Annotated in this window: 25 protein-coding genes and 4 tRNA genes; 22 read left to right on the top strand and 7 right to left on the bottom strand. The window is 68.2% G+C overall.

The genetic code is table 11. The features are described from left to right. Positions 1-47 precede the first annotated feature (47 nt). Together I8N67_RS01420 and I8N67_RS01425 are read left to right on the top strand one after the other, a co-directional pair. Complete coding sequence (locus I8N67_RS01420) at positions 48-1,133, top strand: IS110 family RNA-guided transposase (protein WP_200300693.1); 1,086 nt, start codon at positions 48-50, stop codon at positions 1,131-1,133. Between the two features lie 146 nt (positions 1,134-1,279). Beyond that, positions 1,280-1,546, top strand: a complete 267-nt coding sequence (locus tag I8N67_RS01425; RefSeq protein WP_200300694.1) for a GlsB/YeaQ/YmgE family stress response membrane protein — start codon at positions 1,280-1,282, stop codon at positions 1,544-1,546. A gap of 93 nt (positions 1,547-1,639) precedes the next feature. Here I8N67_RS01425 and I8N67_RS01430 read toward each other — a convergent pair whose 3' ends face one another. Next, positions 1,640-2,128 carry a YajQ family cyclic di-GMP-binding protein gene (locus I8N67_RS01430; RefSeq protein WP_200300695.1) on the bottom strand — a complete coding sequence of 163 codons (489 nt, stop codon included), beginning with the start codon at positions 2,126-2,128 and terminating at the stop codon, positions 1,640-1,642. Between the two features lie 244 nt (positions 2,129-2,372). Between I8N67_RS01430 and I8N67_RS01435 the strand changes: the two genes are divergently transcribed. Together I8N67_RS01435 and I8N67_RS01440 are read left to right on the top strand one after the other, a co-directional pair. Further along, positions 2,373-2,454: transfer RNA gene (locus I8N67_RS01435), tRNA-Tyr, on the top strand. Between the two features lie 98 nt (positions 2,455-2,552). After that, positions 2,553-2,759: a hypothetical protein gene (locus tag I8N67_RS01440; protein WP_200300696.1), complete on the top strand. Its 207-nt coding sequence runs from the start codon at positions 2,553-2,555 to the stop codon at positions 2,757-2,759. A 46-nt stretch (positions 2,760-2,805) separates the two neighbouring features. Here I8N67_RS01440 and I8N67_RS01445 read toward each other — a convergent pair whose 3' ends face one another. Next, positions 2,806-3,462, bottom strand: coding sequence for an NAD(P)H-binding protein (locus tag I8N67_RS01445; RefSeq protein WP_200300697.1), 657 nt, complete (start codon positions 3,460-3,462; stop codon positions 2,806-2,808). A gap of 135 nt (positions 3,463-3,597) precedes the next feature. On the opposite strand from I8N67_RS01445, the gene I8N67_RS01450 reads away from it, so the two are divergent. Further along, a complete protein-coding gene (locus tag I8N67_RS01450) occupies positions 3,598-4,623 on the top strand; it encodes a hypothetical protein (protein WP_234044749.1) in 1,026 nt (341 codons plus the stop codon). A 72-nt stretch (positions 4,624-4,695) separates the two neighbouring features. On the opposite strand, the gene I8N67_RS01455 is transcribed toward I8N67_RS01450, so the two are convergent. Next, positions 4,696-5,967 (bottom strand): amidohydrolase family protein, encoded by a 1,272-nt coding sequence (locus tag I8N67_RS01455; protein ID WP_200300699.1) that lies wholly within the window; start codon positions 5,965-5,967, stop codon positions 4,696-4,698. Between the two features lie 338 nt (positions 5,968-6,305). Here I8N67_RS01455 and I8N67_RS01460 point away from each other — a divergent pair. From I8N67_RS01460 to I8N67_RS01480, 5 genes are all read left to right on the top strand, one after another. Next, positions 6,306-6,378, top strand: a tRNA-Thr gene (locus tag I8N67_RS01460). A gap of 45 nt (positions 6,379-6,423) precedes the next feature. Further along, positions 6,424-6,496: transfer RNA gene (locus tag I8N67_RS01465), tRNA-Met, on the top strand. Positions 6,497-6,584: 88 nt separating this feature from the next. Beyond that, a complete protein-coding gene (gene rpmG, locus I8N67_RS01470; protein WP_018834916.1) occupies positions 6,585-6,749 on the top strand; it encodes a 50S ribosomal protein L33 in 165 nt (54 codons plus the stop codon). Positions 6,750-6,873: 124 nt separating this feature from the next. Beyond that, positions 6,874-7,326 (top strand): MaoC family dehydratase N-terminal domain-containing protein, encoded by a 453-nt coding sequence (locus I8N67_RS01475; RefSeq protein ID WP_200300700.1) that lies wholly within the window; start codon positions 6,874-6,876, stop codon positions 7,324-7,326. 7 nt (positions 7,327-7,333) lie between these two features. Beyond that, on the top strand, positions 7,334-7,762 hold the full coding sequence (locus tag I8N67_RS01480; protein WP_200300701.1) for a MaoC family dehydratase: 429 nt from the start codon (positions 7,334-7,336) through the stop codon (positions 7,760-7,762). Between the two features lie 60 nt (positions 7,763-7,822). Here I8N67_RS01480 and I8N67_RS01485 read toward each other — a convergent pair whose 3' ends face one another. Next, positions 7,823-8,389 (bottom strand): hypothetical protein, encoded by a 567-nt coding sequence (locus I8N67_RS01485; RefSeq protein ID WP_200300702.1) that lies wholly within the window; start codon positions 8,387-8,389, stop codon positions 7,823-7,825. A gap of 17 nt (positions 8,390-8,406) precedes the next feature. On the opposite strand from I8N67_RS01485, the gene I8N67_RS01490 reads away from it, so the two are divergent. Beyond that, positions 8,407-9,615 carry a UDP-N-acetylmuramate dehydrogenase gene (locus I8N67_RS01490; protein WP_372443608.1) on the top strand — a complete coding sequence of 403 codons (1,209 nt, stop codon included), beginning with the start codon at positions 8,407-8,409 and terminating at the stop codon, positions 9,613-9,615. 24 nt (positions 9,616-9,639) lie between these two features. Here I8N67_RS01490 and I8N67_RS01495 read toward each other — a convergent pair whose 3' ends face one another. The 3 genes from I8N67_RS01495 to I8N67_RS01505 all read right to left on the bottom strand — a co-directional run bounded on the left by I8N67_RS01495 (position 9,640) and on the right by I8N67_RS01505 (position 12,204). Continuing rightward, entirely contained in the window at positions 9,640-9,786 is a 147-nt protein-coding gene (locus tag I8N67_RS01495) for a hypothetical protein (protein ID WP_200300704.1), read from the bottom strand. Between the two features lie 14 nt (positions 9,787-9,800). Next, a complete protein-coding gene (locus tag I8N67_RS01500; protein ID WP_200300705.1) occupies positions 9,801-10,841 on the bottom strand; it encodes an adenosine deaminase in 1,041 nt (346 codons plus the stop codon). Positions 10,842-10,977: 136 nt separating this feature from the next. Continuing rightward, positions 10,978-12,204, bottom strand: coding sequence for a pyridoxal phosphate-dependent aminotransferase (locus I8N67_RS01505; RefSeq protein WP_200300706.1), 1,227 nt, complete (start codon positions 12,202-12,204; stop codon positions 10,978-10,980). A gap of 251 nt (positions 12,205-12,455) precedes the next feature. Here I8N67_RS01505 and I8N67_RS01510 point away from each other — a divergent pair. The 11 genes from I8N67_RS01510 to I8N67_RS01560 all read left to right on the top strand — a co-directional run bounded on the left by I8N67_RS01510 (position 12,456) and on the right by I8N67_RS01560 (position 26,752). Continuing rightward, positions 12,456-12,528, top strand: a tRNA-Trp gene (locus I8N67_RS01510). A gap of 114 nt (positions 12,529-12,642) precedes the next feature. Further along, entirely contained in the window at positions 12,643-12,930 is a 288-nt protein-coding gene (secE, locus tag I8N67_RS01515) for a preprotein translocase subunit SecE (protein WP_200300707.1), read from the top strand. A 77-nt stretch (positions 12,931-13,007) separates the two neighbouring features. Beyond that, complete coding sequence (gene nusG, locus I8N67_RS01520; RefSeq protein ID WP_200300708.1) at positions 13,008-13,838, top strand: transcription termination/antitermination protein NusG; 831 nt, start codon at positions 13,008-13,010, stop codon at positions 13,836-13,838. Between the two features lie 178 nt (positions 13,839-14,016). Then, positions 14,017-14,451 (top strand): 50S ribosomal protein L11, encoded by a 435-nt coding sequence (rplK, locus tag I8N67_RS01525; protein ID WP_030359033.1) that lies wholly within the window; start codon positions 14,017-14,019, stop codon positions 14,449-14,451. A gap of 103 nt (positions 14,452-14,554) precedes the next feature. After that, entirely contained in the window at positions 14,555-15,280 is a 726-nt protein-coding gene (gene rplA, locus I8N67_RS01530) for a 50S ribosomal protein L1 (RefSeq protein WP_200300709.1), read from the top strand. A 167-nt stretch (positions 15,281-15,447) separates the two neighbouring features. Further along, entirely contained in the window at positions 15,448-16,317 is an 870-nt protein-coding gene (locus I8N67_RS01535) for an SCO4651 family lipoprotein (protein ID WP_200300710.1), read from the top strand. Positions 16,318-16,398: 81 nt separating this feature from the next. Further along, complete coding sequence (locus I8N67_RS01540; RefSeq protein WP_234044753.1) at positions 16,399-17,292, top strand: SCO4651 family lipoprotein; 894 nt, start codon at positions 16,399-16,401, stop codon at positions 17,290-17,292. A gap of 293 nt (positions 17,293-17,585) precedes the next feature. Then, positions 17,586-18,116: a 50S ribosomal protein L10 gene (gene rplJ, locus I8N67_RS01545; RefSeq protein WP_200300711.1), complete on the top strand. Its 531-nt coding sequence runs from the start codon at positions 17,586-17,588 to the stop codon at positions 18,114-18,116. Between the two features lie 125 nt (positions 18,117-18,241). Then, positions 18,242-18,622 (top strand): 50S ribosomal protein L7/L12, encoded by a 381-nt coding sequence (rplL, locus tag I8N67_RS01550; protein WP_200300712.1) that lies wholly within the window; start codon positions 18,242-18,244, stop codon positions 18,620-18,622. Between the two features lie 647 nt (positions 18,623-19,269). Further along, positions 19,270-22,755, top strand: a complete 3,486-nt coding sequence (gene rpoB, locus I8N67_RS01555) for a DNA-directed RNA polymerase subunit beta (protein WP_200300713.1) — start codon at positions 19,270-19,272, stop codon at positions 22,753-22,755. A gap of 97 nt (positions 22,756-22,852) precedes the next feature. Then, complete coding sequence (locus I8N67_RS01560; RefSeq protein WP_200300714.1) at positions 22,853-26,752, top strand: DNA-directed RNA polymerase subunit beta'; 3,900 nt, start codon at positions 22,853-22,855, stop codon at positions 26,750-26,752. The last annotated feature ends 94 nt before the right edge of the window (positions 26,753-26,846 follow it).

Here is a 26,846-nt window from a genome sequence, read left to right on the forward strand (position 1 = left end):
CGACCGGCGCGTGCCGCCCTCGGAACGGACACGCCACAAGGACGGACATGACCAGCATGACGCACGACAGCCCGCAGATCACCGGCGGTGTCGACACCCACGGCCTGACCCACCACGCGGCCGTGATCGACACGGTCGGCCGGCACCTGGCCGACCGGGAGTTCCCCGCCACCATCCGGGGTTACCGGGACCTGCTGGACTGGATGCGCTCTCACGGCGAGCTCGCAGCGGTGGGAGTGGAGGGCACCGGTGCCTACGGCGCCGAGCTCGCCCGGGTGCTGACCGCCGCGGGGGTCGCGGTCGTCGACGTGGACCGCCCGGACCGCAAGACACGGCGGATGAAGGGCAAGTCCGACCCGATCGACGCCTACGCCGCCGCGACGGCCGTGCTGTCCGGCCGGGCCACCGGTATCCCCAAGAGCCGGGACGGCGTGGTCGAGGCGGTGCGGGTGCTGCGGATCGCACGCCGCAGCGCGGTCAAGGCCCGCACGCAGGCGATGAACCAGATGCGCGGCCTGCTCGTCTCGGCTCCGGCGATGCTGCGCGAGCAGCTCGCGGGTCTGGACCGGGCCGTGCTGATACGCACGCTCGCCCCGCTGCGACCCGGCGACGATCTGTCCCGCCCGCTGGCGGCGACCCGGGCATGGCTGCGCCGACTGGCCCGCCGCCACCAGGCGCTGGACGAGGAGATCGCCGAGCTGGACTGCGAGATCGGGCCGCTGGTGAAGCAAGCTGCCCCCGCCCTGCTGGAACTGTTCGGGGTCGGCCCCGAGACCGCCGGACAGCTACTGGCCTCGGCCGGCGACAACCCCGAACGCATGCGCTCGGAGGCGGCGTTCGCGCACCTGGCCGGGGTCGCCCCGATCCCGGCCTCGTCCGGCCGCACCCACCGCCACCGCCTCAACCGCGGCGGCGACCGGGCCGCGAACAACGCCCTGCACACGATCGTCCTCACCCGCATGCGCTACGACGAACGCACCCGCACCTACGTCGAACGCCGCACCAAGGACGGGCTGAACAAGAAGGACATCATGCGCTGCCTCAAACGATTCGTCGCCCGCGAGGTCTACCGCGCCCTGACCAGCACACCAACCGAACGAACCACTCAAACCGACCTCGCTCCTGCGGCTTGACAACCATAGGAGCATCCGGTGCAACCGCCAGGCATCACGCAGACGTCCCCCACCACAACGGGACAAGGCGACAACACACCTGGCCCCGTTGATCTCTGTGGGGGAGAACACAGCACAGGCACAGCACGAAAGGGCAGGTTCACGGCATGAGCATCATCGGCTGGATCGTTCTGGGGCTGTTGGCCGGCGCCATCGCCAAGTTCCTGCTGCCGGGCCGGGACCCGGGCGGCTTCATCGGCACCACCCTCATCGGCGTCTCGGGCGCCTTCATCGGCGGCTGGATCTCCGCCCGCTGGCTCGACCACCCGATCACCAAGGACTTCTACGACAGCGCCACCTGGGCGGCCGCGATCGGCGGCGCCCTGGTCCTGCTGATCGCCTACCGTCTCCTGTTCGGCCATTCCCGCCGCTGAGCACATACACGTACGCACAGGGGTGGGCACCCTCGGCCGAAGCCGGGTGCCCACCCTTGCGCGTACGACTCACCGGCGCGGACCGGCCGGTGGTCACCGATAGTTGACGAACTGCACCGCGAAGTCGAAGTCCTGACCCTTCAGAAGGGCGATCACAGCCTGCAGGTCGTCGCGGTTCTTGGAGCTGACGCGAAGCTCTTCGCCCTGGACCTGGGCCTTGACACCCTTCGGACCCTCATCGCGAATGATCTTCGCCACCTTCTTGGCGTTCTCCTGGGAGATGCCCTCCTCGATCGTCGAGAAGAGCTTGTACTCCTTGCCGGACAACTGGGGCTCACCCGCGTCCAGGGACTTCAGAGAGATCCCGCGCTTGATCAGCTTGGACTGGAAGACGTCGAGGATGGCCTTGACCCGGTCCTCGGAATTCGCCTCCATCAGGATCTTCTCGCCGGACCACGAGATCGAGGCGCCGACGCCCTTGAAGTCGTAGCGCTGCGAGATCTCCTTGGCGGTCTGGTTGAGGGCGTTGTCGACCTCCTGCCGCTCGACCTTCGAGACGATGTCGAAACTGGAGTCGGCCATGTCCTGTGGCTCCTTGCATCGGGGTATCGGGGGGCTTGTCGGGACCATCGGGTGCGTATCGGCGCGCGCGGAAAACGACCGCCGAGCCCGGCGTATGTCCCGGACCGCATCCGGACAAGCCTAGCCACCCCGCCCCTGTGAGCACTGATCAATCAGGTGGCGAAGCACCCCCGGGCATCAGGTATCGTTTACGTCGTCGCCACGGAGCACCGTCGAAAAGCGGTTCGAGGGGCGACAAATCCCAGGCGGTGTGCCCGAGTGGCCAATGGGAGCGGACTGTAAATCCGTCGGCTTAGCCTACCCAGGTTCGAATCCTGGCGCCGCCACGTGGAGGGAAGCCCCTTCCGGACTGTGAAAGCAGTTCGGAAGGGGCTTCTTCGTATGCGGAAAGGGTCTCTTCGTGGTCACGCGGCACACTGATCGCATGTCATCGCTGCGCAGGAACTGCCCCGAGTGCCGCCGTGGGATCGCCGTCGTGGCGGGGCGGTTCGCGCGGCACGATCCGCCGGGCGCGCGCGGCGACCTGGTGTCGTGCCCCGGGTCGCGCAGGCCGGTGCCCATGGGGGCGGCCCAGCCCGCGCTCGACGGGTACGTCGTCCCGGAGTTCCCCGGTCAGCTGCCGCTGTTCTGAAGCTCCGCCGACCCGAGCCCCCGACAACGAAGTCCGCCGCCCGCGCTCAGTTGCCCGCCACGGACTTCACGGCCACCGAGACGGGCGCCGAGCCGCTGATGAGCTCCAGGGTCAGGCCGGCCGTGGCCGGGGTGTCGAGGAGTTCGGCGAGTACGGCGGCGACGTCGTCGCGGGGAACGGGGCCGCGACCGGTGGACGCCTCCAGGCGTACGAGGCCGGTGCCGGCGTCGTCGGTCAGCATGCCGGGGCGCAGGATCGTCCAGTCCAGGGCGTCCAGGCCGCGCACATACGCGTCGGCCTCGCCCTTCGCCCGCAGATAGGCGTCGAAGATCTCGTCGCCCTCGTGCCCGGGGTCCGCGCCCATCGACGACACCACCACATGACGCCGTACGCCCGTCCGGACCGCGGCGTCCGCGAACAGGACCGCGGCGGCGCGGTCGACCGTGTCCTTGAGGCCCGCCCCGCTGCCCGGGCCGGCGCCCGCCGCGAACACGGCGGCGTCCGCGCCCTGAAGATGCGCGGCGACCTCCTCCACCGAGGCCGACTCCAGATCGCACAGCACCGGTTCGGCACCGGCCGCGCGCAGATCGTCGGCCTGTTCGGGGCGGCGGATGATCCCCGCGACCTCGTCCCCGCGCCCGGCGAGCAGCCGCTCCAGCCGCAGCGCGATCTGACCATGACCTCCAGCGATGACAATGCGCATGGTTCCGACCGTACGCCCGAACGGACGCGATTGCCGCGCAACCATCCGGCAGTCCCACGTGTCTCAATAATGTTCGCCGTTCCGGCGGGCGCAGGAAACACGGGGGGATTCATCACCGCCATGCTTAAAACCGCCATGCCCAAAGCCGTCGTCCGCCGCGCCTTCACCGGCGTCGGCTGCGCGGCGGCCGTGCTCGTCACGGCCGCAGCGTGCGGCACGGTCCAGAACCTCACCGCGGGTCAGAAGGTCGACAGCGCCGTCGAGCGGCTCGGCGAGCAGAAGTCGCTTGCCTTCGGGCTGCGGCTGGACGCCGACCCGGACGACCTCACCGCGCTGATGGGCGAGGACAGCGAGGAAGTACCGCCGGAGATGGTGGAGTTCTTCACCGGACTGCGCGTCGACGTGTCCGTCAAGTCGAAGAAGCCGCTGGCCGAGTCCGGCGAGAAGGACGTCGTCGGCGTCGGCATGAAGATCTCGGGCGACGACGGCGCCCTCGCCGAGTACCGGGTCGTCGGCGACTACACGTATTACCGCGCCGACATGCAGGCCATGGGCGAGGCGATGGGCATGCCGTTCCCCGGGGCCGACGACCTCGACGAACTCCCTGAGAGCGAGCAGCAGTTGCGGCCGCTCCTGGAGGGCGACTGGGTCAAGGTCAACACCGCCGACCTGGCGGACGCCACCGAGGACGCGGACGCCGGCTCGGGCGGCTCCGACGACATCGACGCCAAGACCCAGAAGAAGATCCTCGACGCCGTACGCGGTGTCGTCGCCCGCGAGGTCGGCTTCAAGACCAAGGAGGGCAAGGACGGTACGGAGGTCATCACGGCCGAGGCCAACTTCCGCGACCTGCTCACCGGCGTCATCGACAAGCTCCAGCCCCTCAAGGGCGATCTGCCGCCGGGTGCCGAACTCCCCACGAGCAAGGACCTGAAGGACGCCCCGAACAAGAAGGTCGCGGTCGACTTCACCCTCAAGAACGGCGACCTGACCCGGATCGAGACCGACCTCGCCGTCCTCGCCGACGACCCGAAGGGCGCCGAGGCCCCCCTCGTCCTCACCTTTGGCAAGGCCGGCGACATCTCCGCGCCCAAGGGCGCCTCCGAGATCCCGCTCGACGAGTTCGGCGGCCCCTTCGGCAGCGGAATGCTGGGCGTCTAGTACCGGGTATCTGACGGACCGCTCCCACGGGTCGGCCCGGTCACTCCGACCGGGCCGACCCGACCCCTTCCCTCACGACGGCTCACCCCGCCCCTGCCGAGGCAGATCCGGCCCAGCGGTCGCCACCGAGCCGCAGTACTCCCGTACCGCGCTGGTACGCGCCACCACGCGCCCCCGGTGCACCACAATGCGGCTGTAGGCGAGCGAGAGCGCCCCCGCGAGCCGGTCGCCGCGTACGGCGAGCAGTTCGGCGGGGAAGCCGGCCTCCACGCGCACCTCGGGCAGGCCCAGCGCGGCGCGCGCCGACCCGCTGACGGCGTCGTACGCCTCCTCGGGGCGCAGGCCGCAGCGGGAGGCCAGCAGGTAGGCCGCCTCCAGGGGGTCCCCGCGGCCGACCGGGTTCGACACGTCCCGCAGCGCGCCGCTGCCCGCCGCGACCCGTACGCCGGCCGCGCGCAGGAGCCGTACGGGGGCCGTGCCCCGGCGGTCGACGGTGCCGCAGCCGCCCTGCGGGAGGCAGACGACGGTGACGCCGGCCGCCGCGAGCCGGTCGGCGGCGCGGGCGGCTGCCTGGGCGGGGAGACGCGCGAGGCCGCCGCACGGACCGAGGGCGACGCCGGGCCGCAGACCGCCCGCCATGGCCGCGAACCGGGCGAGCCGGGCGGGGTCGTCGCCGTCGGTGTGCAGATCGACCGGGCAGCCGTACTCGGAGGCGATCTCCAGGACCGCCTCCACGTACCCGGTGGGATCGGGGTCCAGATCGGGGCAGCCGCCGACCACCGAGGCGCCCATCTTGACCGCGTCCCGCAGGATCGCGAGCCCCTCCGCCCCGGCCGCCCCCGTCAGCACCCGGGGCATCGCCACCGCCGTCAGCTCGACGAGCCCGCGCAGCGCCCGCCGCGCCTGGAGCACCGCCCGCAGCGCGCCCAGACCCTGTACGTCGCCCACGTGGACGTGTGAGCGCACCGCCGTGGCGCCGTGCCCGAGTTGCAGCAACGCGGCCTCGGTGGCCCGCCGCTGGACGTCCTGACCGTCGTACGAGACCGGCCCCTCGAACTCGGCCGACAGGGCCGTGTCGCCGTGGGCGTGCGGCTCGACGGGGGCCGGCAGGAGCAGATGACCACCGAGGTCCACATGGGTGGCCGGCGCCCCGGAACCGGCGGCTCCGCCCGCCCCCAGACTGCCCGCCGTGCCGACCGCCTCGATCCGCCCGCCGCCCAGCCGTACGTCCACCACCCGGCCGTCGGTGAGCCGCGCACCGCACAGCAGCAAGGCGCCTGCCCCCGCCGGACCCGGGGGCGGGCCGGACGAGGAGTGGGACGGCTGCGGCTGACTGTCGGGCATCGCGCTCCCGGGGCTCGACGACGGGAGATGGACGGTGGAGGGAGATGGGAGGGCTGGAGGACGGGCTGGGGACGGCTGGGGACACAAGGTCACGCAGAGTGAGTCGAGCGTAGGCGGGCCGCTCGTCCTCGTCGTGGAGGAGCGCAATAGTCGTACCGGTGTGGTTCACCTGGCAGGGAAGCGCCGGAGGCCCGGGAACGATGGTGCGGGTGAGGCCCCAGGAGCCTTGGGAAACGGGACGGGGGACACCGGCGGACGGCCCCTGAACGGCCCATGGACGGAGGCCGGAAAACGGATTTGGGCGATCGGCTGTGGGGCGTGTAATGTCTTCATCGCTCGCCCCAATAGCTCAGTCGGTAGAGCGTCTCCATGGTAAGGAGAAGGTCTACGGTTCGATTCCGTATTGGGGCTCTGGTGTGAAAGGTCCCCGCCGCGAGGCGGGGCCGATCGCATCACAGCGGTGTAGCTCAGTCGGTAGAGCAAGCGGCTCATAATCGCTGTGTCACCGGTTCAAGTCCGGTCACCGCTACGGACAGTAGCCGATTGCGGGGTCGGTCCTTCGATCGGCTACTCTTTCATGCGTTAATCGTCCCATCCGTTCGTCAAGGAGCACTCCTGTGGCTGCCACCGACGTCCGCCCGAAGATCACGCTGGCCTGCGTGGAGTGCAAGGAGCGGAACTACATCACCAAGAAGAACCGGCGTAACAACCCGGACCGCATGGAGATGAAGAAGCACTGCCCGCGTTGCAACGCGCACACCGCGCACCGCGAAACGCGATAAATCAGGCTCGTACACGAGGCCGTCCCCGAGTGATCGGGGGCGGCCTCGCGTCGTTGAGTGACCCGTACCGGCCAGTACCGGCCCGGTCGTCGTATCCGCTGAGCAACCAGGAGGTGCCGAGCCCATGGCGCTCGACCAGTCCTTCGTGGGGCGTTCCTACCCGCCCACCGACCCCTATGAGGTCGGCCGGGAGAAGATCCGCGAGTTCGCGGAGGCCGTGGGGGACGCCAATCCGGCGTACACGGACCCGGACGCCGCCAAGGCCCTCGGGTACCCCGACGTGATCGCCCCGCCGACCTTCGTGTTCTCGATCACCTTCAAGGCCGCGGGCCTGGTGACCGCAGACCCGCAGCTGGGCCTCGACTACAGCCGCGTCGTGCACGGCGACCAGAAGTTCGCCTACACGCGCCCGGTGCGCGCCGGTGACCGCCTCACGGTCACCTCGACCATCGAGGCGATCAAGTCCATGGCGGGCAACGACATCCTGGACATCCGCGGCGAGGTCCACGACGAGTCGGGCGAACACGTCGTGACCGCCTGGACCAAGCTCGTGGCCCGCGCGGCCGAGAAGGCGTGAGGATCCGATGACCGCGAAGATCTCCTACGACGACGTCGAGGTCGGCACCGAACTGCCCGCCCAGGCCTTCGACGCGACCCGCGCCACCCTCGTGCGGTACGCGGGCGCCTCCGGCGACTTCAACCCGATCCACTGGAACGAGAAGTTCGCCAAGGAGGTCGGTCTCCCCGACGTCATCGCCCACGGCATGTTCACCATGGCCGAGGCGATCCGCGTCGTCACCGACTGGACCGGCGACCCGGGATCCGTGGTCGAGTACGGCGTCCGCTTCACCAAGCCCGTGGTCGTCCCCAACGACGACCGGGGCGCCACCATCGAGGTCACCGCCAAGATCGGCGCCAAGCTCGACGACAACACCGTCCGCGTGGACCTGACGGCGATGAGCGCCGGCCAGAAGGTCCTGGGCATGTCCCGCGCAGTCGTACGCCTGGCCTGACGCGCCCGAGGGCGATGCGGTAAGGGGCGCCGTCCATGGTGGACCGCCCCTTACACCGCCTCAGCTTTGCCCGCTCGCTGGAGGAGGAGGCGACGCCACCTCCTCCTCCAGCGCCGCACGGGCCGTAGCGGTGAACACGCCCATCCGTTCGGCCAGCCGGGTCACCTCGACCGCGTGCCGCTCCACGAACGGGACGTTGTGGTCGAACGCGCCCTCCGCGGAGTCCCGCCAGGCGAGCAGCGTCGTGTGCATCGAGCGGAGCGCGGTCCTGAGACCGTTGGCCGCCTGCTCCACCGACTCGGGACCTTCGATCGCGAGCGCGGCCCAGGCCGCCTGGACCGCCCCCAAGTGCTCCTGCGCGGCTTGCAGCCGCTGGTCGGCCGTGGCCGTGTCCACATCACCGATCAGGGCGCGCGCCGCCTGCCTCAGGGTCGTTCGCGCCTCGTGCGCCGGAGTGAGGAACGCGCTGTAGGCGTCACGCCGGGCCTGTCTGCGCCAGTGCGCGTGATCGATTCTGGCCTGGGTCCGTATCTGCTGACGGTTCGACCACCCGGAGATGGCCGACGCGGAGACGGTACCGAGGACTCCGACCGTTGCCCCCAACAGGGCCGCGATTCCTTGATCCACGCAGCGATTGTGCCGCCCTGGGAAGCGTTCCGGGGGAGCTTCGGCGGTGCTGGCCGGACTCTTCCGGAGCCGGCCCCCAACAGGCCGCCGCGGGCACCTCCCCCAGCCCCGCCGACGCTGCCGTCCCCGCTCCCGAAACCCCCACCACCCCGTCTCGTACCCTTGAGCCCGTGCAGGAACGAAACGACGCCCCCCTCGCCCCCCTGACCACCTTCCGCCTGGGCGGCCCCGCGCACCGGCTGATCACCGCCACCACCGACGACGAGGTGATCACCGCGGTCCGCGAGGCCGACGACTCCGGCACGCCCCTGCTGCTCATCGGCGGCGGCTCGAACCTGGTCATCGGCGACAAGGGCTTCGCCGGAACCGCCCTGGTCATCGCGACCAAGGGCTACGCCCTCGACGGCACGAGACTGGAACTGGCCGCCGGCGAGGTATGGACCGACGTGGTCGCCCGCACAGTCGCCGCAGGCCTCGCAGGCATCGAATGCCTCGCCGGAATCCCCGGCTCCGCAGGCGCGACCCCCATCCAGAACGTCGGTGCGTACGGCCAGGAGGTCGCCGCCACGATCACCGAGGTCGTCGCCTACGACCGCCTCACCCGCGAGACGGTCACCGTCCCGAACGCCGAGTGCGCCTTCTCGTACCGCCACAGCCGCTTCAAGGACGCCCCCGAGCGGTACGTCGTCCTCCGCGTCCGATTCGAACTGGAGGACGCGGACGGACTGTCCGGCCCGGTCAAGTACGCGGAGACGGCCCGCACACTGGGCGTCGAGCCCGGCGACCGCGTACCTCTCGCCCACGCCCGCGAGACCGTGCTGAAGCTGCGCGCGGGGAAGGGCATGGTGCTCGACCCGGACGACCACGACACCTGGTCGGCCGGCTCGTTCTTCACCAACCCGATCCTCACGGACGAGGAGTTCGCAGCGTTCCACGCGCGCGTGGAGCAGCGGCTCGGCAAGGACGTCACCCCGCCCGCGTACGCCGCGGGCGACGGCCACACCAAGACCTCAGCGGCCTGGCTGATCGACCGGGCGGGCTTCACCAAGGGCTACGGCACGGGCCCCGCCCGCATCTCCACCAAGCACACCCTGGCCCTCACCAACCGGGGCGAGGCCACCACCGAGGACCTCCTGGCGCTGGCCCGCGAGGTGGTGGCCGGAGTCCGGGACGCCTTCGGGATCACCCTGGTCAACGAGCCGGTGACCGTGGGCGTCAGCCTCTAGACCCGGACTTCGCGGGTCACCGTTTCAGGTCTGTGGCCAGCGGGTTTGCCCAATGTCGGTGTCGAGGAGATCGAGGATGTGGAGTTGGACGCCACGGGTGATCTGGACGGTGGGCGGATCGGTGATGTGGCCGATCCGCAGGGTGAGTTCGCCGAGATGGTAGAAGATCATGCGGCCGGTGGGGTCTAGACGCCAGGAGCGGCGAGCCAGGAGCCCACCCCGGCCAGCAGCGTCGCCTTCGTCGACTCGGGCGCCGCCGACGCCCGAACGGACTGCCGGGCCAGCTCGGCCAGCTCCTCGTCCGTGAAGGCGTGCTGGTGGCGGGCGATCTCGTACTGGGCGGCCAGTCGGGAGCCGAACAGCAGCGGGTCGTCGGCGCCCAACGCCATGGGGACGCCGGCGTCGAACAGGGTGCGCAGCGGCACGTCCTGCGGTTTCTCGTAGACACCGAGCGCCACGTTCGAGGCCGGACAGACCTCGCAGGTCACCCCCCGGTCGGCGAGCCGCTTCAGCAGCCGCGGATCCTCCGCCGCCCGCACCCCGTGCCCGATCCGGTTCGCGTCCAGGTCGTCCAGACAGTCCCGCACCGACGAAGGCCCGGTCAGCTCACCGCCGTGCGGCGCCGACAGCAGACCCCCCTCCCGCGCGATCGCGAAGGCCCGGTCGAAGTCACGGGCCATGCCCCGGCGTTCGTCGTTGGAGAGCCCGAACCCGACGACGCCCTGGTCCGCGTACCGCACCGCCAGCCGGGCCAGCGTGCGCGCGTCCAGCGGATGCTTCATCCGGTTCGCGGCCACCACGACCCGCATCCCGAGCCCGGTCTCCCGCGCCGTCGTGTTCACCGCGTCGAGAATGATCTCCAGCGCTGGGATCAGCCCGCCCAGCCGTGGCGCGTACGACGTCGGGTCCACCTGGATCTCCAGCCAGCCCGAGCCGTCCCGCACATCCTCCTCAGCGGCCTCCCGCACCAGCCGCTGGATGTCCTCGGGCTCCCGCACGCACGAGCGCGCCGCGTCGTACAGCCGCTGGAACCGGAACCACCCTCGCTCGTCCGTCGCCCGCAGTCTCGGCGGCTCCCCGCTGGTCAGCGCCTCTGTCAGCGCGTCGGGCAGCCGCGCCCCGTACTTGTCGGCCAGCTCCAGCACGGTCGCGGGCCGCATCGACCCGGTGAAGTGCAGGTGCAGATGGGCCTTCGGCAGTTGAGAGAGATCACGTACACGCTCCATTGCTGGATCCTGCCGCACGTCATCGCCGTCCCGGTAGCGGATTCCCCGAACGTGGTCTTGCTCGCACAAATGAAGGAGGGGCTGGCACGTACGAAAAGTCGTAGGTGCCAGCCCCTCGCGGTGGACGCTTCGAACGTCAGTCCGTCGCCTCCGCCAGCAGCTTCTGGATCCGGCTCACGCCCTCGACGAGGTCCTCGTCCCCCAGCGCGTACGACAGCCGCAGGTAGCCGGGTGTGCCGAACGCCTCACCCGGTACGACCGCGACCTCGGCCTCCTCCAGGATCAGCGCGGCCAGCTCGACCGAGTCCTGCGGACGCCTGCCGCGGATCTCCTTGCCGAGCAGCGCCTTCACCGACGGGTAGGCGTAGAACGCGCCCTCGGGCTCCGGGCAGAGCACACCGTCGATCTCGTTGAGCATCCGCACGATGGTCTTGCGGCGCCGGTCGAAGGCCTCCCGCATCTTCGCGACCGCGTCCAGATCGCCGGAGACGGCGGCGAGGGCGGCCACCTGCGCGACGTTGGACACGTTCGACGTGGCGTGTGACTGGAGGTTCGTCGCGGCCTTGACCACGTCCTTCGGGCCGACGATCCACCCGACCCGCCAGCCGGTCATGGCGTACGTCTTGGCGACGCCGTTGACGACGATGCACTTGTCGCGCAGCTCCGGCAAGAGCGCCGGCAGCGAGGTGAACTTCGCGTCGCCGTAGACCAGGTGCTCGTAGATCTCGTCCGTCAGCACCCACAGGCCGTGCTCCACGGCCCAGCGGCCGATCGCCTCGGCGTCCTCGGCGCTGTAGACCGCGCCGGTCGGGTTGGACGGGGAGACGAAGAGGACGACCTTGGTCTTCTCCGTGCGGGCCGCCTCCAGCTGCTCGACGGAGACGCGGTAACCCGTGGTCTCGTCGGCGACGACGTCGACCGGGACACCGCCGGCGAGACGGATCGACTCCGGGTACGTCGTCCAGTACGGCGCCGGGACGATGACCTCGTCGCCCGGGTCGAGGATCGCGGCGAACGCCTCGTAGATGGCCTGCTTGCCGCCGTTGGTGACCAGGATCTGCGAGGCGTCGACCTCGTATCCCGAGTCCCGCAGGGTCTTCGCGGCGATCGCGGCCTTCAGCTCGGGCAGACCGCCGGCCGGTGTGTAGCGGTGGTACTTCGGGTTCTTGCAGGCCTCGACGGCCGCCTCGACGATGTAGTCCGGGGTCGGGAAGTCGGGCTCGCCGGCGCCGAAGCCGATCACCGGACGCCCAGCGGCCTTGAGGGCCTTGGCCTTGGCGTCCACGGCGAGGGTGGCGGACTCGGAGATCGCGCCGATACGCGCGGAGACCCGGCGCTCGGTGGGAGGGGTTGCAGCGCTCATGGGCCCCATCGTTTCAGACCGGAAACCCGCCCGGCACGCGGGTTTCACAGACTGAACAGCGACGGAACAACCGTCCGTATCCGCGGCGCGAAACGGTCGATCTTCGGGGAGCAACGCCCCTACGGACGCTTTCTGTTCGACGACAGGCCTCGGACCACGTACACTCTCACCTCGTTGGCCTTCACCGGCCGCACCCATCAGGTGCACACCGTGCACTCGGTTGGATGCGGTACGTTGGGGGAGAACCGCAAAGGGTCGTAGCTCAATTGGTAGAGCACTGGTCTCCAAAACCAGCGGTTGGGGGTTCAAGTCCCTCCGGCCCTGCTACACACTCCTCACGCCAGGATGTGTGCGCATGTACGTTCAGCAATGTTCCGCCGTGCGGCTCAGACCGGGCGCGGCACGGCCACGACCCGGACCGGAATCAGGTGAGGATGAATGACGGACGCCGTGGGCTCCATCGACACGCCTGATGCCCAGGACGAGGTGCCCGAGGACAAGAAGAAGACCCGCAAGGGCGGCAAGCGTGCCAAGAGGGGCCCGCTGAAGCGCCTCGCGCTCTTCTACCGCCAGATCGTCGCGGAGCTGCGTAAGGTCGTCTGGCCGACCCGCTCCCAGCTGACGACCTACACCATGGTGGTCATCGTCTTCGTGGTCATCATGATCGGTCTTGTGACTGTGATTGACTTCGGACTAGACAAGGCCGCCAAGTACGTCTTCGGCTGAGCCGAAAGCGAAGGGCGCCGTTACCTGGCGCCCCTTTCGCGTGTTCCACCCCCATGTATCCAGGAAGAAGCAGCCACGTGTCTGACCCGAACCTGAACGACGCCATCGAGCCGGACGAGTCCGTGGATGATGAGCTCGACATCGTCGAGGGAACGGACGAGGTCGACGAGTTCGAGGCTGCCGAAGCCGAGGCGGGGGAGCCGGCCGAGGAAGAGGCCGTGCACGTCGATGACGAGGACGACGCCGAGAGCGAAGAGGACGACGAGGCCGTCGCGGAGGAGACCGAGCCGGTCGACCCCGTCCAGGCCCTGCGCGAGGAACTGCGGACCCTGCCCGGCGAGTGGTACGTCATCCACACGTACGCCGGTTACGAGAACCGCGTGAAGACCAACCTCGAACAGCGTGCCGTCTCGCTGAACGTCGAGGACTTCATCTTCCAGGCCGAGGTGCCGCAGGAAGAGGTCGCGCAGATCAAGAACGGCGAGCGCAAGACCATCCGTCAGAACAAGCTCCCCGGCTACGTGCTGGTGCGCATGGACCTGACGAACGAGTCCTGGGGCGTCGTCCGCAACACCCCCGGCGTCACCGGCTTCGTGGGCAACGCCTACGACCCGTACCCGCTGACCCTGGACGAGATCGTCAAGATGCTCGCCCCGGAGGCCGAGGAGAGGGCCGCCCGCGAGGCCGCCGAGGCCGAGGGCAAGCCGGTCCCGCAGCGCAAGGTCGAGGTCCAGGTGCTCGACTTCGAGGTGGGCGACTCGGTCACCGTCACGGACGGTCCGTTCGCCACGCTCCAGGCGACGATCAACGAGATCAACGCCGACTCGAAGAAGGTCAAGGGTCTCGTCGAGATCTTCGGCCGCGAGACGCCGGTCGAGCTGTCGTTCGACCAGATCCAGAAGAACTAGTTCCCCACCGGGACTTCTGGACTTATAGCTTCCGCGCAGGTCAGGCAGGCTTTCGCAGCCCGCCTGACCTGCTCGGTTTTTGGCCGCGCATCTATACCCGTTATCGTTGTGCGGTATGCCTTCAACCGGGACGCGACCCGGGTGCGGGCGGACTCGAATCGAAAGGACCCGGAGAGCAATGCCTCCCAAGAAGAAGAAGGTCACGGGGCTCATCAAGCTCCAGATCCAGGCCGGCGCGGCCAACCCGGCTCCGCCGGTCGGCCCCGCGCTCGGTCAGCACGGCGTCAACATCATGGAGTTCTGCAAGGCCTACAACGCCGCGACCGAGTCGCAGCGCGGTTGGGTCATCCCGGTGGAGATCACGGTCTACGAGGACCGCTCCTTCACCTTCATCACCAAGACGCCGCCGGCCGCGAAGATGATCCTCAAGGCCGCGGGCGTGGAGAAGGGCTCCGGCGAGCCGCACAAGACCAAGGTCGCCAAGATCACTCAGGCGCAGGTCCGCGAGATCGCCACCACGAAGATGCCCGACCTCAACGCCAACGACCTGGACGCCGCGTCGAAGATCATCGCCGGCACCGCGCGTTCCATGGGCATCACGGTCGAGGGCTGAACCCCACCTTCGTAGAACCATGCGGCCGCCGTACGAGCAGCCGCACGTGGCAGGGCCCGCTCGGCCCGTACCACGACTCCTTTCAGAACACACAGGAGCAGTTGTGAGCAAGCGCAGCAAGGCTCTCCGCGCTGCGGACGCCAAGATCGACCGGGAGAAGCAGTACGCCCCGCTCGAGGCCGTCCGTCTCGCCAAGGAGACCTCCACGTCCAAGTTCGACGGCACCGTCGAGGTCGCCTTCCGTCTGGGTGTCGACCCGCGTAAGGCCGACCAGATGGTCCGTGGCACCGTGAACCTCCCGCACGGCACCGGTAAGACCGCCCGGGTCCTGGTCTTCGCGACCGGTGACCGTGCCGAGGCCGCGACTGCCGCGGGTGCCGACATCGTCGGTTCCGACGAGCTCATCGACGAGGTGGCGAAGGGCCGTCTGGACTTCGACGCCGTCGTCGCCACCCCGGACCTCATGGGCAAGGTCGGCCGTCTCGGCCGCGTGCTCGGTCCCCGTGGTCTCATGCCGAACCCCAAGACCGGCACCGTGACCCCGGACGTCGTGAAGGCCGTCACCGAGATCAAGGGCGGCAAGATCGAGTTCCGCGTCGACAAGCACTCGAACCTGCACTTCATCATTGGCAAGACGTCGTTCGACGACACCCAGCTGGTGGAGAACTACGCGGCGGCGCTGGAGGAGATCCTCCGTCTGAAGCCGTCCGCCGCGAAGGGCCGCTACATCAAGAAGGCCGCCCTCAGCACCACGATCGGCCCCGGCATCCCGCTGGACTCCAACCGCACCCGCAACCTCCTCGTCGAGGAGGACCCGGCCGCCGTCTGAGTCTGACGCTCACCGGCAGCCGCGTCGCGCACGCGTAGCCCGAGGACGAGCCCCGCAACCTTTCGAGGTGCGGGGCTCGTCCCTTTTGGTATACGGGTGGGCATACGCGCACAAGTGTGCTGCCCTGGTGTGCGGAGCACGGTAACTCTCCCTGGGGGTGGGGACGGATGACCAGCACGACCAGGTGTCGCCGTACGGTCCTGTCGTTGACGGCGGTGGCCGCGCTGACCGGAGTGGCGGCCTGCGGTTCCGGCGACTCGGGCGAGGGCGGCGGTGGCGATCCGTTCGCGGCGCTTCGGCTAGCGGACAGGTCCACCGGCGACGCCGACTCCTCGAAGATCGAGTCCACCGGGGACATGGGCGACCTGATGTCCATCGAGGCGGACGGCGAGGTCGACTGGGCCGACGGCCTCAAGGGCACCATGACCATCACCTACACCGGCGGCCAGGCGGCCGAACAGATGGGCGAGCTGGGCATCACCGCGACGGAGGCCCGCTATCTGCCCGACGCCTACTATGCGGACATGGGCGACCTGTTCGCCGAGCAGTACGGCGGCAAGCGGTGGATCAGGTACGCGTACGAGGACATGGAGGACATGATCGGCGGGGCCTCCGGCACGTATGTGAAGGAACACCTCCAGAGCGTCACGCCGAACCAGTCCGTACGGCTCCTGCTGGCCTCCGGCGATGTCGAGAAGGTCGGCGAGGAGGACGTGCGCGGTGAGCGGGCCACGCACTACGTGGGCACTGTGAAGGTCGCCGACGTGCAGGAGCAGAACGCGAACCTCGGCGAGGACATGCGGGCCGAGCTGGAGGAACAGCTGAAGGCGTCCGGCATCACCACCGCGGACATCGACGTCTGGATCAACGACGAGAACCTGCTGGTCAAGAAGGTCGAGAAGGGGGACACCGCGAACGGTGAGGTGAACTCCACGGTCTACTACAGCGACTACGGGACAGACGTCACCACCGAGGAGCCGCCGGCGAGCCAGACCGTTGACTACAAGGACCTGCTGAGCTCCCTGCCGGCCCCCTGAAACCGCAGGACAGCCCGGACCCGGCGGCGCTAGTGTCCCTTCCGGCCCACACGGGTGGGGCCTGAGTTTCCAGGGGGACACATGAGGTTTGCCACGCACGGCTCGCCACGTCGACACAGAGCCGTCGGCATCGCCGTCGCGGCCGCGATGCTCGGCGGCGGCGTCACCGGCTGCGGGGCCGAGGAGAACTTGACGCCCGGCGAGGCGGTGGCCCGGGCCACCGAGAAGGCCGCGGACGTCACCTCGCTGCGCTACCGGGTGACCGGGACGCTGCCGGAGCACGGGAAGGTGCGGGCCGAGGCCTCCATGGGCGTGCGGCCGTCGGTCATGAGCATGGAGTTGACCGGGCTCGGCGACACCGAGGACCGGCCCGTGGAGATCCGGTTCGTCGGCGGGGCCATGTACGTGCAGGGGGACACGTCGGTCCTCGGTGACACGGACGGGAAGCGCTGGATCGAGGCCGGGCCGGCCGTGTGGGGCAGCGGCACCGCGGACAACCAGTCCTACGGCGTCGTGCCCCGCCAGATGCAGGGCAGCCCGCTCCTGCAGTCCATGATCCTGTCCGGCGCCGACGACGTGAAGAAGACCGGCACCGAGACCGTCGACGGCACTGGGACCACCCACTACCGGGGCACGGTCACGACGAAGGAACTGCGGACCGCACAGGGCGCCGCCAAGGACAAGGAGACCCGGGAACGCCTGACCACCGGCCTCGACCAGCTTCTGGGCCTCGGCCTGCGCTTCGGCAGCGCGCTCACCATGGACCTGTGGGTCGACGGGGACGACCGGGCCAAGCAGTTCCGGATGCGGGGGAAGACCAGCTCGCTGAACGGCAAGGGGCGTACGGTCGACACCGGTCCGCTCGACATGACCGTCACCTTCCTGGACGTCGACCCGTCGGTGACCGTCGAGCCCCCGGCGGCCGACGACACCGTGGACGCCGGCGCGCTGGCGGACGAGGCCGGGGTGAGCTGAGTGGCGGCCCGCGGGAGCTGATTTGCTTGACGGCGATTCGGTCCCGTACTCTTCCGAAGAAGCCAAAGACCGCTGGTCGTTGCCGTGTGCTCGTACGAGGACGCGGTGGCCGAAGGATCCGCTGAACTGCGGACGACCCGCGTAGGTGTCTGTGGAAGTCGCTCCCGGTCCGGTTCCGTCGTCGTACGGAATTCGTCCGGTCGAGCCACGCCCCGAGCGCCTGCGCCGGGGCGTTTCGTTTGTCCCAGCCCCTTCTGAGCGGTCCTCATCACCCGGAAGGAGGCCGACGCTCTATGGCAAGGCCCGACAAGGCTGCCGCGGTGGCCGAGCTCGCGGAGCAGTTCCGCAGCTCGAACGCCGCTGTGCTGACCGAGTACCGGGGTCTCACCGTGGCGCAGCTCAAGACGCTGCGTCGTTCGCTCGGTGAGAACGCCCAGTACGCCGTGGTGAAGAACACGCTGACCAAGATTGCGGCCAACGAGGCCGGGATCTCTACGCTCGACGACCTGTTCAACGGTCCGACGGCGGTCGCCTTCGTCACCGGTGACCCGGTGGAGTCGGCGAAGGGTCTTCGTGACTTCGCCAAGGACAACCCCAACCTCGTCATCAAGGGCGGTGTCCTTGACGGCAAGGCGCTGTCCGCCGACGAGATCAAGAAGCTCGCGGACCTCGAGTCCCGCGAGGTTCTGCTCAGCAAGCTGGCGGGTGCCTTCAAGGGTAAGCAGACTCAGGCTGCTCAGCTCTTCCAGGCGCTTCCCTCGAAGCTCGTCCGCACCGTGGACGCTCTTCGCGCCAAGCAGGCCGAGCAGGGCGGTGCCGAGTAATTCGGCTCCCGAAATGACCGCTGCCTGAGGCGCACGCCTACAGCAACGGTCGTAGCGGGCCCGAACGTACGCCCGCCAGACATGTACACCCGGCACCAGCCGAATTAGTGGAAGGATCGCCCATCATGGCGAAGCTCAGCCAGGAAGACCTGCTCGCCCAGTTCGAGGAGCTCACCCTCATCGAGCTCTCCGAGTTCGTGAAGGCGTTCGAGGAGAAGTTCGACGTCACCGCCGCCGCGGCCGTCGCCGCCGCCCCGGTCGGCCCGACCGCCGCCGCCGAGGTTGCCGAGGAGCAGGACGAGTTCGACGTCATCCTCACCGGCGCCGGCGAGAAGAAGATCCAGGTCATCAAGGTCGTGCGCGAGCTCACCTCCCTGGGCCTCAAGGAGGCCAAGGACCTCGTGGACGGCGCCCCGAAGCCCGTTCTCGAGAAGGTCGCCAAGGAGGCCGCCGAGAAGGCTGCCGAGTCCCTCAAGGGCGCCGGCGCCTCCGTCGAGGTCAAGTAAGGCCTCGCTGGTCCGCCAGCTCTCCTGGGTCCGCGAGGATCCGTGCGGGACGCTTCTGAGACGAGAATCAAAAACTCGTTCGAAGCTGTAACGCGAACGTACCGAAGGGCGATCACCCAACTGGGTGGTCGCCCTTCGGCGTTCCGGGACGTCGGGTGACGGCTGCCTTGTACTGCCGGTGGTGGCGAGTATGGTGATCTTCGTCGTGCCTCCGGAGACCTCGGGTGGCGGGCCGCGAGTGACGATCGCGGCATCCGGATCGGGTATGAGGGGCCTTGACGAACTGCACGCAGCGCGCAATTCTCAGGACGCGTCGTCACACCGATCCGAACTCCGAGGCATGGATCGACGGCGAAGAGGGCAGTATCAACGTGCATTGAGGGCGTGGGCTTGCGTAGGTGTCGAGAACAACGAGGGTCTCAAGAAACCCGCACTGGACATCAGTGTGCCAAGTGGCTACACTGACCCTTTGCGCTGCCTGTTAGCTGTCCCCTGCCCGTCACCAGGGGCATGCCCTCACTTGAGCATCGACGATCAGACCATTCCTGACTTGGCCATATCGCCAAATTAGGAACAACCTGCTCTCTTTGCGCAAGAGAGGGGCCGGTACGCGCGTAGTGAGTCCGAGCCCTCGGAAGGACCCCCTCTTGGCCGCCTCGCGCAACGCCTCGACCGCGAATACGAACAACGCCGCCAGCACCGCCCCGCTGCGCATCTCCTTTGCAAAGATCAAGGAGCCCCTCGAGGTTCCGAACCTGCTTGCTCTGCAGACCGAGAGCTTTGACTGGCTGCTCGGCAACACCGCCTGGCAGAGTCGGGTCGAGGAAGCTCTTGAGAGCGGACAGGATGTCCCCACCAAGTCCGGTCTGGAAGAGATCTTCGAGGAGATCTCCCCGATCGAGGACTTCTCCGGGTCGATGTCGCTGACCTTCCGCGACCACCGCTTCGAGCCGCCGAAGAACAGCATCGACGAGTGCAAGGACCGCGACTTCACGTACGCGGCCCCGCTCTTCGTGACGGCCGAGTTCACCAACAACGAGACCGGTGAGATCAAGTCCCAGACCGTCTTCATGGGCGATTTCCCGCTCATGACGGGCAAGGGCACCTTCGTCATCAACGGCACCGAGCGTGTCGTCGTGTCGCAGCTGGTCCGTTCGCCGGGCGTCTACTTCGACTCCTCGATCGACAAGACGTCCGACAAGGACATCTTCTCCGCCAAGATCATCCCGTCCCGGGGTGCCTGGCTGGAGATGGAGATCGACAAGCGCGACATGGTCGGTGTCCGTATCGACCGCAAGCGCAAGCAGTCCGTGACCGTCCTGCTCAAGGCTCTCGGGTGGACCACCGAGCAGATCCTGGAGGAGTTCGGCGAGTACGAGTCCATGCGCGCCACCCTGGAGAAGGACCACACCCAGGGCCAGGACGACGCGCTGCTCGACATCTACCGCAAGCTGCGTCCGGGCGAGCCCCCCACGCGTGAGGCCGCGCAGACGCTTCTTGAGAACCTGTACTTCAACCCCAAGCGTTACGACCTCGCGAAGGTCGGCCGCTACAAGGTCAACAAGAAGCTGGGCGGGGAAGCGCCGCTCAACGCGGGCGTCCTGACCGTCGAGGACGTCATCTCGACGATCAAGTACCTGGTGAAGCTGCACGCCGGCGAGACCGAGACGGCCGCTGACAACGGCACGACGATCGTCGTCGAGACCGACGACATCGACCACTTCGGCAACCGTCGTCTGCGCAGCGTCGGCGAGCTCATCCAGAACCAGGTCCGTACGGGTCTGGCGCGTATGGAGCGAGTCGTCCGCGAGCGCATGACGACTCAGGACGTCGAGGCGATCACGCCGCAGACCCTGATCAACATCAGGCCGGTCGTCGCCTCCATCAAGGAGTTCTTCGGCACCAGCCAGCTGTCGCAGTTCATGGACCAGAACAACCCGCTGTCGGGTCTCACCCACAAGCGCCGTCTGTCGGCGCTCGGCCCGGGTGGTCTCTCCCGTGAGCGGGCCGGCTTCGAGGTCCGTGACGTGCACCCCTCGCACTACGGCCGCATGTGCCCGATCGAGACCCCTGAAGGCCCGAACATCGGTCTGATCGGCTCGCTCGCCTCCTACGGCCGCGTCAACGCGTTCGGTTTCGTGGAGACGCCGTACCGCCGGGTCACCGACGGTGTCGTCACCGACGAGGTCGACTACCTGACGGCCGACGAAGAGGACCGCTTCGTCATCGCGCAGGCCAACGCCACGCTCAACGACGACATGCGCTTCACCGAGAACCGCGTACTGGTCCGCCGCCGTGGCGGTGAGGTCGACTACGTCCCCGGTGACGACGTCGACTACATGGACGTCTCGCCGCGCCAGATGGTGTCGGTCGCGACCGCCATGATCCCGTTCCTGGAGCACGACGACGCCAACCGTGCCCTCATGGGCGCGAACATGATGCGCCAGGCCGTGCCGCTCATCAAGTCCGAGTCCCCGCTCGTCGGCACCGGCATGGAGTACCGCTCCGCCGTCGACGCCGGCGACGTGGTCAAGGCCGAGAAGGACGGTGTGGTCCAGGAGGTCTCCGCGGACTACATCACCACCGCCAACGACGACGGCACGTACATCACGTACCGCCTGGCCAAGTTCGCCCGCTCCAACCAGGGCACCTCGGTCAACCAGAAGGTCATCGTCAACGAGGGCGACCGCATCATCACGGGCCAGGTGCTCGCCGACGGTCCGGCCACGCAGAACGGCGAGATGGCGCTCGGCAAGAACCTGCTGGTCGCGTTCATGCCGTGGGAGGGTCACAACTACGAGGACGCGATCATCCTGTCGCAGCGCCTCGTGCAGGACGACGTCCTCTCCTCGATCCACATCGAGGAGCACGAGGTCGACGCCCGTGACACCAAGCTCGGCCCCGAGGAGATCACCCGGGACATCCCGAACGTCTCCGAGGAGGTCCTCGCCGACCTCGACGAGCGCGGCATCATCCGTATCGGTGCCGAGGTCGTCGCCGGTGACATCCTCGTCGGCAAGGTCACGCCCAAGGGTGAGACCGAGCTGACGCCGGAGGAGCGCCTGCTCCGCGCGATCTTCGGTGAGAAGGCGCGCGAGGTCCGTGACACCTCGCTGAAGGTGCCGCACGGCGAGATCGGCAAGGTCATCGGCGTCCGCGTCTTCGACCGTGAGGAGGGCGACGAGCTTCCCCCCGGTGTCAACCAGCTGGTGCGCGTGTACGTGGCGCAGAAGCGGAAGATCACCGACGGTGACAAGCTCGCCGGCCGGCACGGCAACAAGGGCGTCATCTCGAAGATCCTGCCGATCGAGGACATGCCGTTCCTGGAGGACGGCACCCCGGTCGACATCATCCTCAACCCGCTGGGTGTCCCGTCCCGAATGAACCCGGGACAGGTCCTGGAGATCCACCTCGGCTGGCTCGCCAGCCGCGGCTGGGACGTCTCCGGCCTCGCGGACGACTGGGCGCAGCGCCTCCAGGCCATCGAGGCCGACAAGGTCGAGCCCGGCACCAACGTCGCCACCCCCGTCTTCGACGGTGCGCGTGAGGACGAGCTGGCGGGTCTGCTGAACCACACGATCCCGAACCGCGACGGTTCGCGCATGGTGCTCCCGACCGGTAAGGCGCCGCTGTTCGACGGCCGCTCCGGCGAGCCGTTCCCGGAGCCCGTCTCCGTCGGCTACATGTACATCCTCAAGCTCCACCACCTGGTCGACGACAAGCTCCACGCCCGTTCGACCGGTCCGTACTCGATGATCACCCAGCAGCCGCTGGGTGGTAAGGCCCAGTTCGGTGGCCAGCGATTCGGCGAGATGGAGGTGTGGGCGCTGGAGGCATACGGCGCCGCGTACGCCCTCCAGGAGCTGCTGACCATCAAGTCCGACGACGTCACCGGCCGCGTGAAGGTCTACGAGGCCATCGTCAAGGGCGAGAACATCCCCGAGCCCGGCATCCCCGAGTCCTTCAAGGTGCTCATCAAGGAGATGCAGTCTCTCTGCCTCAACGTGGAGGTGCTGTCCAGTGACGGTATGTCCATCGAAATGCGTGACACCGACGAGGACGTCTTCCGCGCGGCGGAGGAGCTCGGCATCGACCTGTCCCGGCGTGAGCCGAGCAGCGTCGAAGAGGTCTGACGGGAGTTCGGCGGGCCTTGAGCGATCAAGGCCCGCCGGCCCCAGGACCCCCGTATCAGACCCCATGACTTACAACCCTGAGAGGGATTGACGCATAGTGCTCGACGTCAACTTCTTCGACGAGCTCCGGATCGGTCTGGCCACCGCTGACGACATCCGTCAGTGGAGCCACGGCGAGGTCAAGAAGCCCGAGACGATCAACTACCGCACGCTCAAGCCCGAGAAGGACGGACTCTTCTGCGAGAAGATCTTCGGTCCGACCCGGGACTGGGAGTGCTATTGCGGCAAGTACAAGCGTGTCCGCTTCAAGGGCATCATCTGTGAGCGCTGTGGCGTCGAGGTCACGCGCGCCAAGGTGCGCCGTGAGCGGATGGGCCACATCGAGCTTGCCGCGCCCGTCACCCACATCTGGTACTTCAAGGGCGTTCCGTCGCGGCTGGGCTACCTGCTCGACCTCGCCCCGAAGGACCTGGAGAAGGTCATCTACTTCGCGGCGTACATGATCACGTACGTCGACGAGGAGCGCCGCACGCGTGACCTGCCCTCCCTGGAGGCGCATGTCTCCGTGGAGCGCCAGCAGGTCGAGAACCGCCGGGACGCCGACCTGGAGGCCCGCGCCAAGAAGCTCGAGACCGACCTGGCCGAGCTCGAGGCCGAGGGTGCCAAGGCCGATGTGCGCCGCAAGGTGCGCGAGGGCGCCGAGCGTGAGATGAAGCAGCTGCGGGACCGTTCGCAGCGTGAGATCGACCGTCTCGACGAGGTGTGGACCCGGTTCAAGAACCTCAAGGTCCAGGACCTGGAGGGCGACGAGCTCCTCTACCGCGAGCTGCGTGACCGCTTCGGCACGTACTTCGACGGTTCGATGGGTGCCGCGGCGCTGCAGAAGCGCCTGGAGTCCTTCGACCTGGACGAGGAGGCCGAGCGCCTCCGCGAGATCATCCGTACCGGCAAGGGCCAGAAGAAGACCCGTGCGCTGAAGCGGCTGAAGGTCGTGTCTGCCTTCCTGCAGACCTCCAACAGTCCCAAGGGCATGGTCCTCGACTGCGTCCCGGTCATCCCGCCGGACCTCCGCCCGATGGTGCAGCTGGACGGTGGCCGCTTCGCGACCTCCGACCTGAACGACCTGTACCGCCGTGTGATCAACCGGAACAACCGTCTGAAGCGGCTTCTCGACCTCGGCGCGCCCGAGATCATCGTGAACAACGAGAAGCGCATGCTCCAGGAGGCCGTCGACGCGCTGTTCGACAACGGTCGTCGTGGCCGTCCGGTCACCGGTCCCGGTAACCGCCCGCTGAAGTCCCTCAGCGACATGCTGAAGGGCAAGCAGGGCCGTTTCCGTCAGAACCTGCTCGGCAAGCGTGTGGACTACTCCGCGCGTTCCGTGATCGTCGTCGGTCCGCAGCTGAAGCTGCACCAGTGCGGTCTGCCGAAGGCGATGGCGCTGGAGCTCTTCAAGCCGTTCGTGATGAAGCGCCTGGTGGACCTGAACCACGCACAGAACATCAAGAGCGCCAAGCGCATGGTGGAGCGCGGCCGCACGGTCGTGTACGACGTCCTCGAAGAGGTCATCGCCGAGCACCCGGTGCTGCTGAACCGTGCGCCCACCCTGCACCGCCTCGGCATCCAGGCCTTCGAGCCGCAGCTGGTCGAGGGCAAGGCCATCCAGATCCACCCGCTCGTCTGCACCGCGTTCAACGCGGACTTCGACGGTGACCAGATGGCCGTGCACCTGCCGCTCTCCGCGGAGGCGCAGGCCGAGGCCCGCATCCTCATGCTGTCCTCGAACAACATCCTCAAGCCCGCCGACGGCCGTCCGGTGACGATGCCGACCCAGGACATGGTCCTCGGTCTGTTCTTCCTCACCACCGACGGCGAGCTGCGTGACACCAAGGGCGAGGGGCGTTCCTTCGCCTCCACGGCCGAGGCGATCATGGCGTTCGACGGCGGCGAGCTCGCGCTCCAGTCGGCGATCGACATCCGCTTCCCGGTGGGCACCATCCCGCCGCGCGGCTGGACCCCGCCGGCTCGCGAAGAGGGCGAGCCGGAGTGGCAGCAGGGTGACACCTTCCGTCTGCGGACGACCCTGGGCCGCGCGCTCTTCAACGAGCTGCTGCCCGAGGACTACCCGTTCGTCGACTACTCGGTGGGCAAGAAGCAGCTCGGCGAGATCGTCAACGACCTCGCGGAGCGCTACCCCAAGGTCATCGTGGCGGCGACGCTCGACAACCTGAAGGCGGCCGGCTTCTACTGGGGCACGCGTTCCGGTGTCACCGTGGCCATCTCCGACGTCGTCGTCCCCGAGGCGAAGAAGGCCATCGTCGCGGGCTACGAGGCGCAGGACGAGAAGGTCCAGAAGCAGTACGAGCGCGGTCTGATCACCAAGGAAGAGCGCACGCAGGAGCTCATCGCGATCTGGACCAAGGCGACCAACGAGGTCGCCGAGGCGATGAACGCGAACTTCCCCAAGACGAACCCCATCTTCATGATGGTTGACTCGGGTGCCCGAGGAAACATGATGCAGATGAGGCAGATCGCCGGTATGCGTGGTCTGGTGTCGAACGCGAAGAACGAGACCATCCCGCGTCCGATCAAGGCCTCGTTCCGTGAGGGCCTGTCCGTCCTCGAGTACTTCATCTCCACCCACGGTGCACGTAAGGGTCTGGCGGACACCGCCCTGCGTACCGCCGACTCGGGTTACCTCACCCGTCGTCTGGTGGACGTCTCGCAGGACGTCATCATCCGCGAGGAGGACTGCGGCACCGAGCGCGGTCTGAAGCTGCGGATCGCCGCGAAGGACGAGACCGGTGTCCTGCGCAAGGCCGAGGACGTCGAGACCAGCGTCTACGCCCGTATGCTCGCCGAGGACGTCGTCATCGACGGCAAGGTGATCGCGCCGGCCAACGTGGACCTGGGCGATGTGCTCATCGACCAGCTCCTGCGTCACGGTGTCGAGGAGGTCAAGACCCGCTCGATCCTGACCTGTGAGTCCAAGGTCGGCACGTGCGCCATGTGCTACGGCCGTTCCCTGGCCACCGGCAAGCTGGTCGACATCGGTGAGGCGGTCGGCATCATCGCCGCCCAGTCCATCGGTGAGCCCGGTACCCAGCTGACGATGCGTACCTTCCACACCGGTGGTGTGGCCGGTGACGACATCACCCAGGGTCTGCCGCGTGTCGTCGAGCTCTTCGAGGCCCGTACGCCGAAGGGTGTCGCCCCGATCTCCGAGGCGGCCGGTCGCGTCCGCATCGAGGAGACCGAGAAGACCAAGAAGCTCGTCATCACGCCGGACGACGGCAGCGACGAGACGGCGTTCCCGATCTCGAAGCGCGCCCGACTCCTGGTCAGCGAGGGCGAGCACGTCGAGGTGGGCCAGAAGCTCACCGTGGGTGCCACCAACCCGCACGACGTGCTGCGCATCCTGGGTCAGCGTGCCGTCCAGGTCCACCTGGTCGGCGAGGTCCAGAGGGTCTACAACTCGCAGGGTGTGTCGATCCACGACAAGCACATCGAGATCATCATCCGGCAGATGCTCCGCCGTGTGACGATCATCGAGTCCGGCGACGCCGAGCTGCTGCCCGGTGAGCTGGTCGAGCGCTCGAAGTTCGAGACCGAGAACCGTCGTGTGGTCCAGGAGGGCGGTCACCCGGCCTCCGGTCGTCCGCAGCTCATGGGTATCACCAAGGCCTCGCTGGCCACGGAGTCCTGGCTGTCGGCGGCGTCCTTCCAGGAGACGACCAGGGTTCTGACGGACGCGGCGATCAACGCCAAGTCCGACTCCCTGATCGGCCTCAAGGAGAACGTCATCATCGGTAAGCTCATCCCGGCCGGTACGGGCCTGTCCCGCTACCGCAACATCCGGGTCGAGCCCACCGAGGAAGCCAAGGCCGCGATGTACTCGGCCGTCGGCTACGACGACATCGACTACTCCCCGTTCGGCACGGGCTCCGGCCAGGCCGTCCCGCTGGAGGACTACGACTACGGGCCTTACAACCAGTAGGCGAGTCGGTCGAGTCGGTTGAGTTGAACCGACTTGAACCGAGTTGAACCGAAGGGCGGTCACTCCGTTTCGTACGGGGTGACCGCCCTTCGGC

Source organism: Streptomyces adelaidensis, from assembly GCF_016598475.1.
GTDB classification, from domain to species: domain Bacteria; phylum Actinomycetota; class Actinomycetes; order Streptomycetales; family Streptomycetaceae; genus Streptomyces; species Streptomyces adelaidensis.

Excerpts from the sequence above, each read along its gene's own strand:
- I8N67_RS01475 (WP_200300700.1), top strand. The coding sequence starts at position 6,874 with ATGGCGCTCGACCAGTCCTTCGTGGGGCGTTCCTACCCGCCCACCGAC.
- rplK (WP_030359033.1), top strand. The coding sequence starts at position 14,017 with ATGCCTCCCAAGAAGAAGAAGGTCACGGGGCTCATCAAGCTCCAGATC.
- I8N67_RS01445 (WP_200300697.1), bottom strand. The coding sequence starts at position 3,462 with ATGCGCATTGTCATCGCTGGAGGTCATGGTCAGATCGCGCTGCGGCTG.
- secE (WP_200300707.1), top strand. The coding sequence starts at position 12,643 with ATGACGGACGCCGTGGGCTCCATCGACACGCCTGATGCCCAGGACGAG.
- rplL (WP_200300712.1), top strand. The coding sequence starts at position 18,242 with ATGGCGAAGCTCAGCCAGGAAGACCTGCTCGCCCAGTTCGAGGAGCTC.
- I8N67_RS01505 (WP_200300706.1), bottom strand. The coding sequence starts at position 12,204 with ATGAGCGCTGCAACCCCTCCCACCGAGCGCCGGGTCTCCGCGCGTATC.
- rplJ (WP_200300711.1), top strand. The coding sequence starts at position 17,586 with ATGGCAAGGCCCGACAAGGCTGCCGCGGTGGCCGAGCTCGCGGAGCAG.
- I8N67_RS01535 (WP_200300710.1), top strand. The coding sequence starts at position 15,448 with ATGACCAGCACGACCAGGTGTCGCCGTACGGTCCTGTCGTTGACGGCG.
- I8N67_RS01420 (WP_200300693.1), top strand. The coding sequence starts at position 48 with ATGACCAGCATGACGCACGACAGCCCGCAGATCACCGGCGGTGTCGAC.
- I8N67_RS01450 (WP_234044749.1), top strand. The coding sequence starts at position 3,598 with ATGCCCAAAGCCGTCGTCCGCCGCGCCTTCACCGGCGTCGGCTGCGCG.
- I8N67_RS01500 (WP_200300705.1), bottom strand. The coding sequence starts at position 10,841 with ATGGAGCGTGTACGTGATCTCTCTCAACTGCCGAAGGCCCATCTGCAC.
- I8N67_RS01425 (WP_200300694.1), top strand. The coding sequence starts at position 1,280 with ATGAGCATCATCGGCTGGATCGTTCTGGGGCTGTTGGCCGGCGCCATC.
- I8N67_RS01440 (WP_200300696.1), top strand. The coding sequence starts at position 2,553 with ATGTCATCGCTGCGCAGGAACTGCCCCGAGTGCCGCCGTGGGATCGCC.
- I8N67_RS01495 (WP_200300704.1), bottom strand. The coding sequence starts at position 9,786 with ATGATCTTCTACCATCTCGGCGAACTCACCCTGCGGATCGGCCACATC.
- I8N67_RS01480 (WP_200300701.1), top strand. The coding sequence starts at position 7,334 with ATGACCGCGAAGATCTCCTACGACGACGTCGAGGTCGGCACCGAACTG.
- I8N67_RS01455 (WP_200300699.1), bottom strand. The coding sequence starts at position 5,967 with ATGCCCGACAGTCAGCCGCAGCCGTCCCACTCCTCGTCCGGCCCGCCC.
- I8N67_RS01430 (WP_200300695.1), bottom strand. The coding sequence starts at position 2,128 with ATGGCCGACTCCAGTTTCGACATCGTCTCGAAGGTCGAGCGGCAGGAG.
- I8N67_RS01540 (WP_234044753.1), top strand. The coding sequence starts at position 16,399 with ATGAGGTTTGCCACGCACGGCTCGCCACGTCGACACAGAGCCGTCGGC.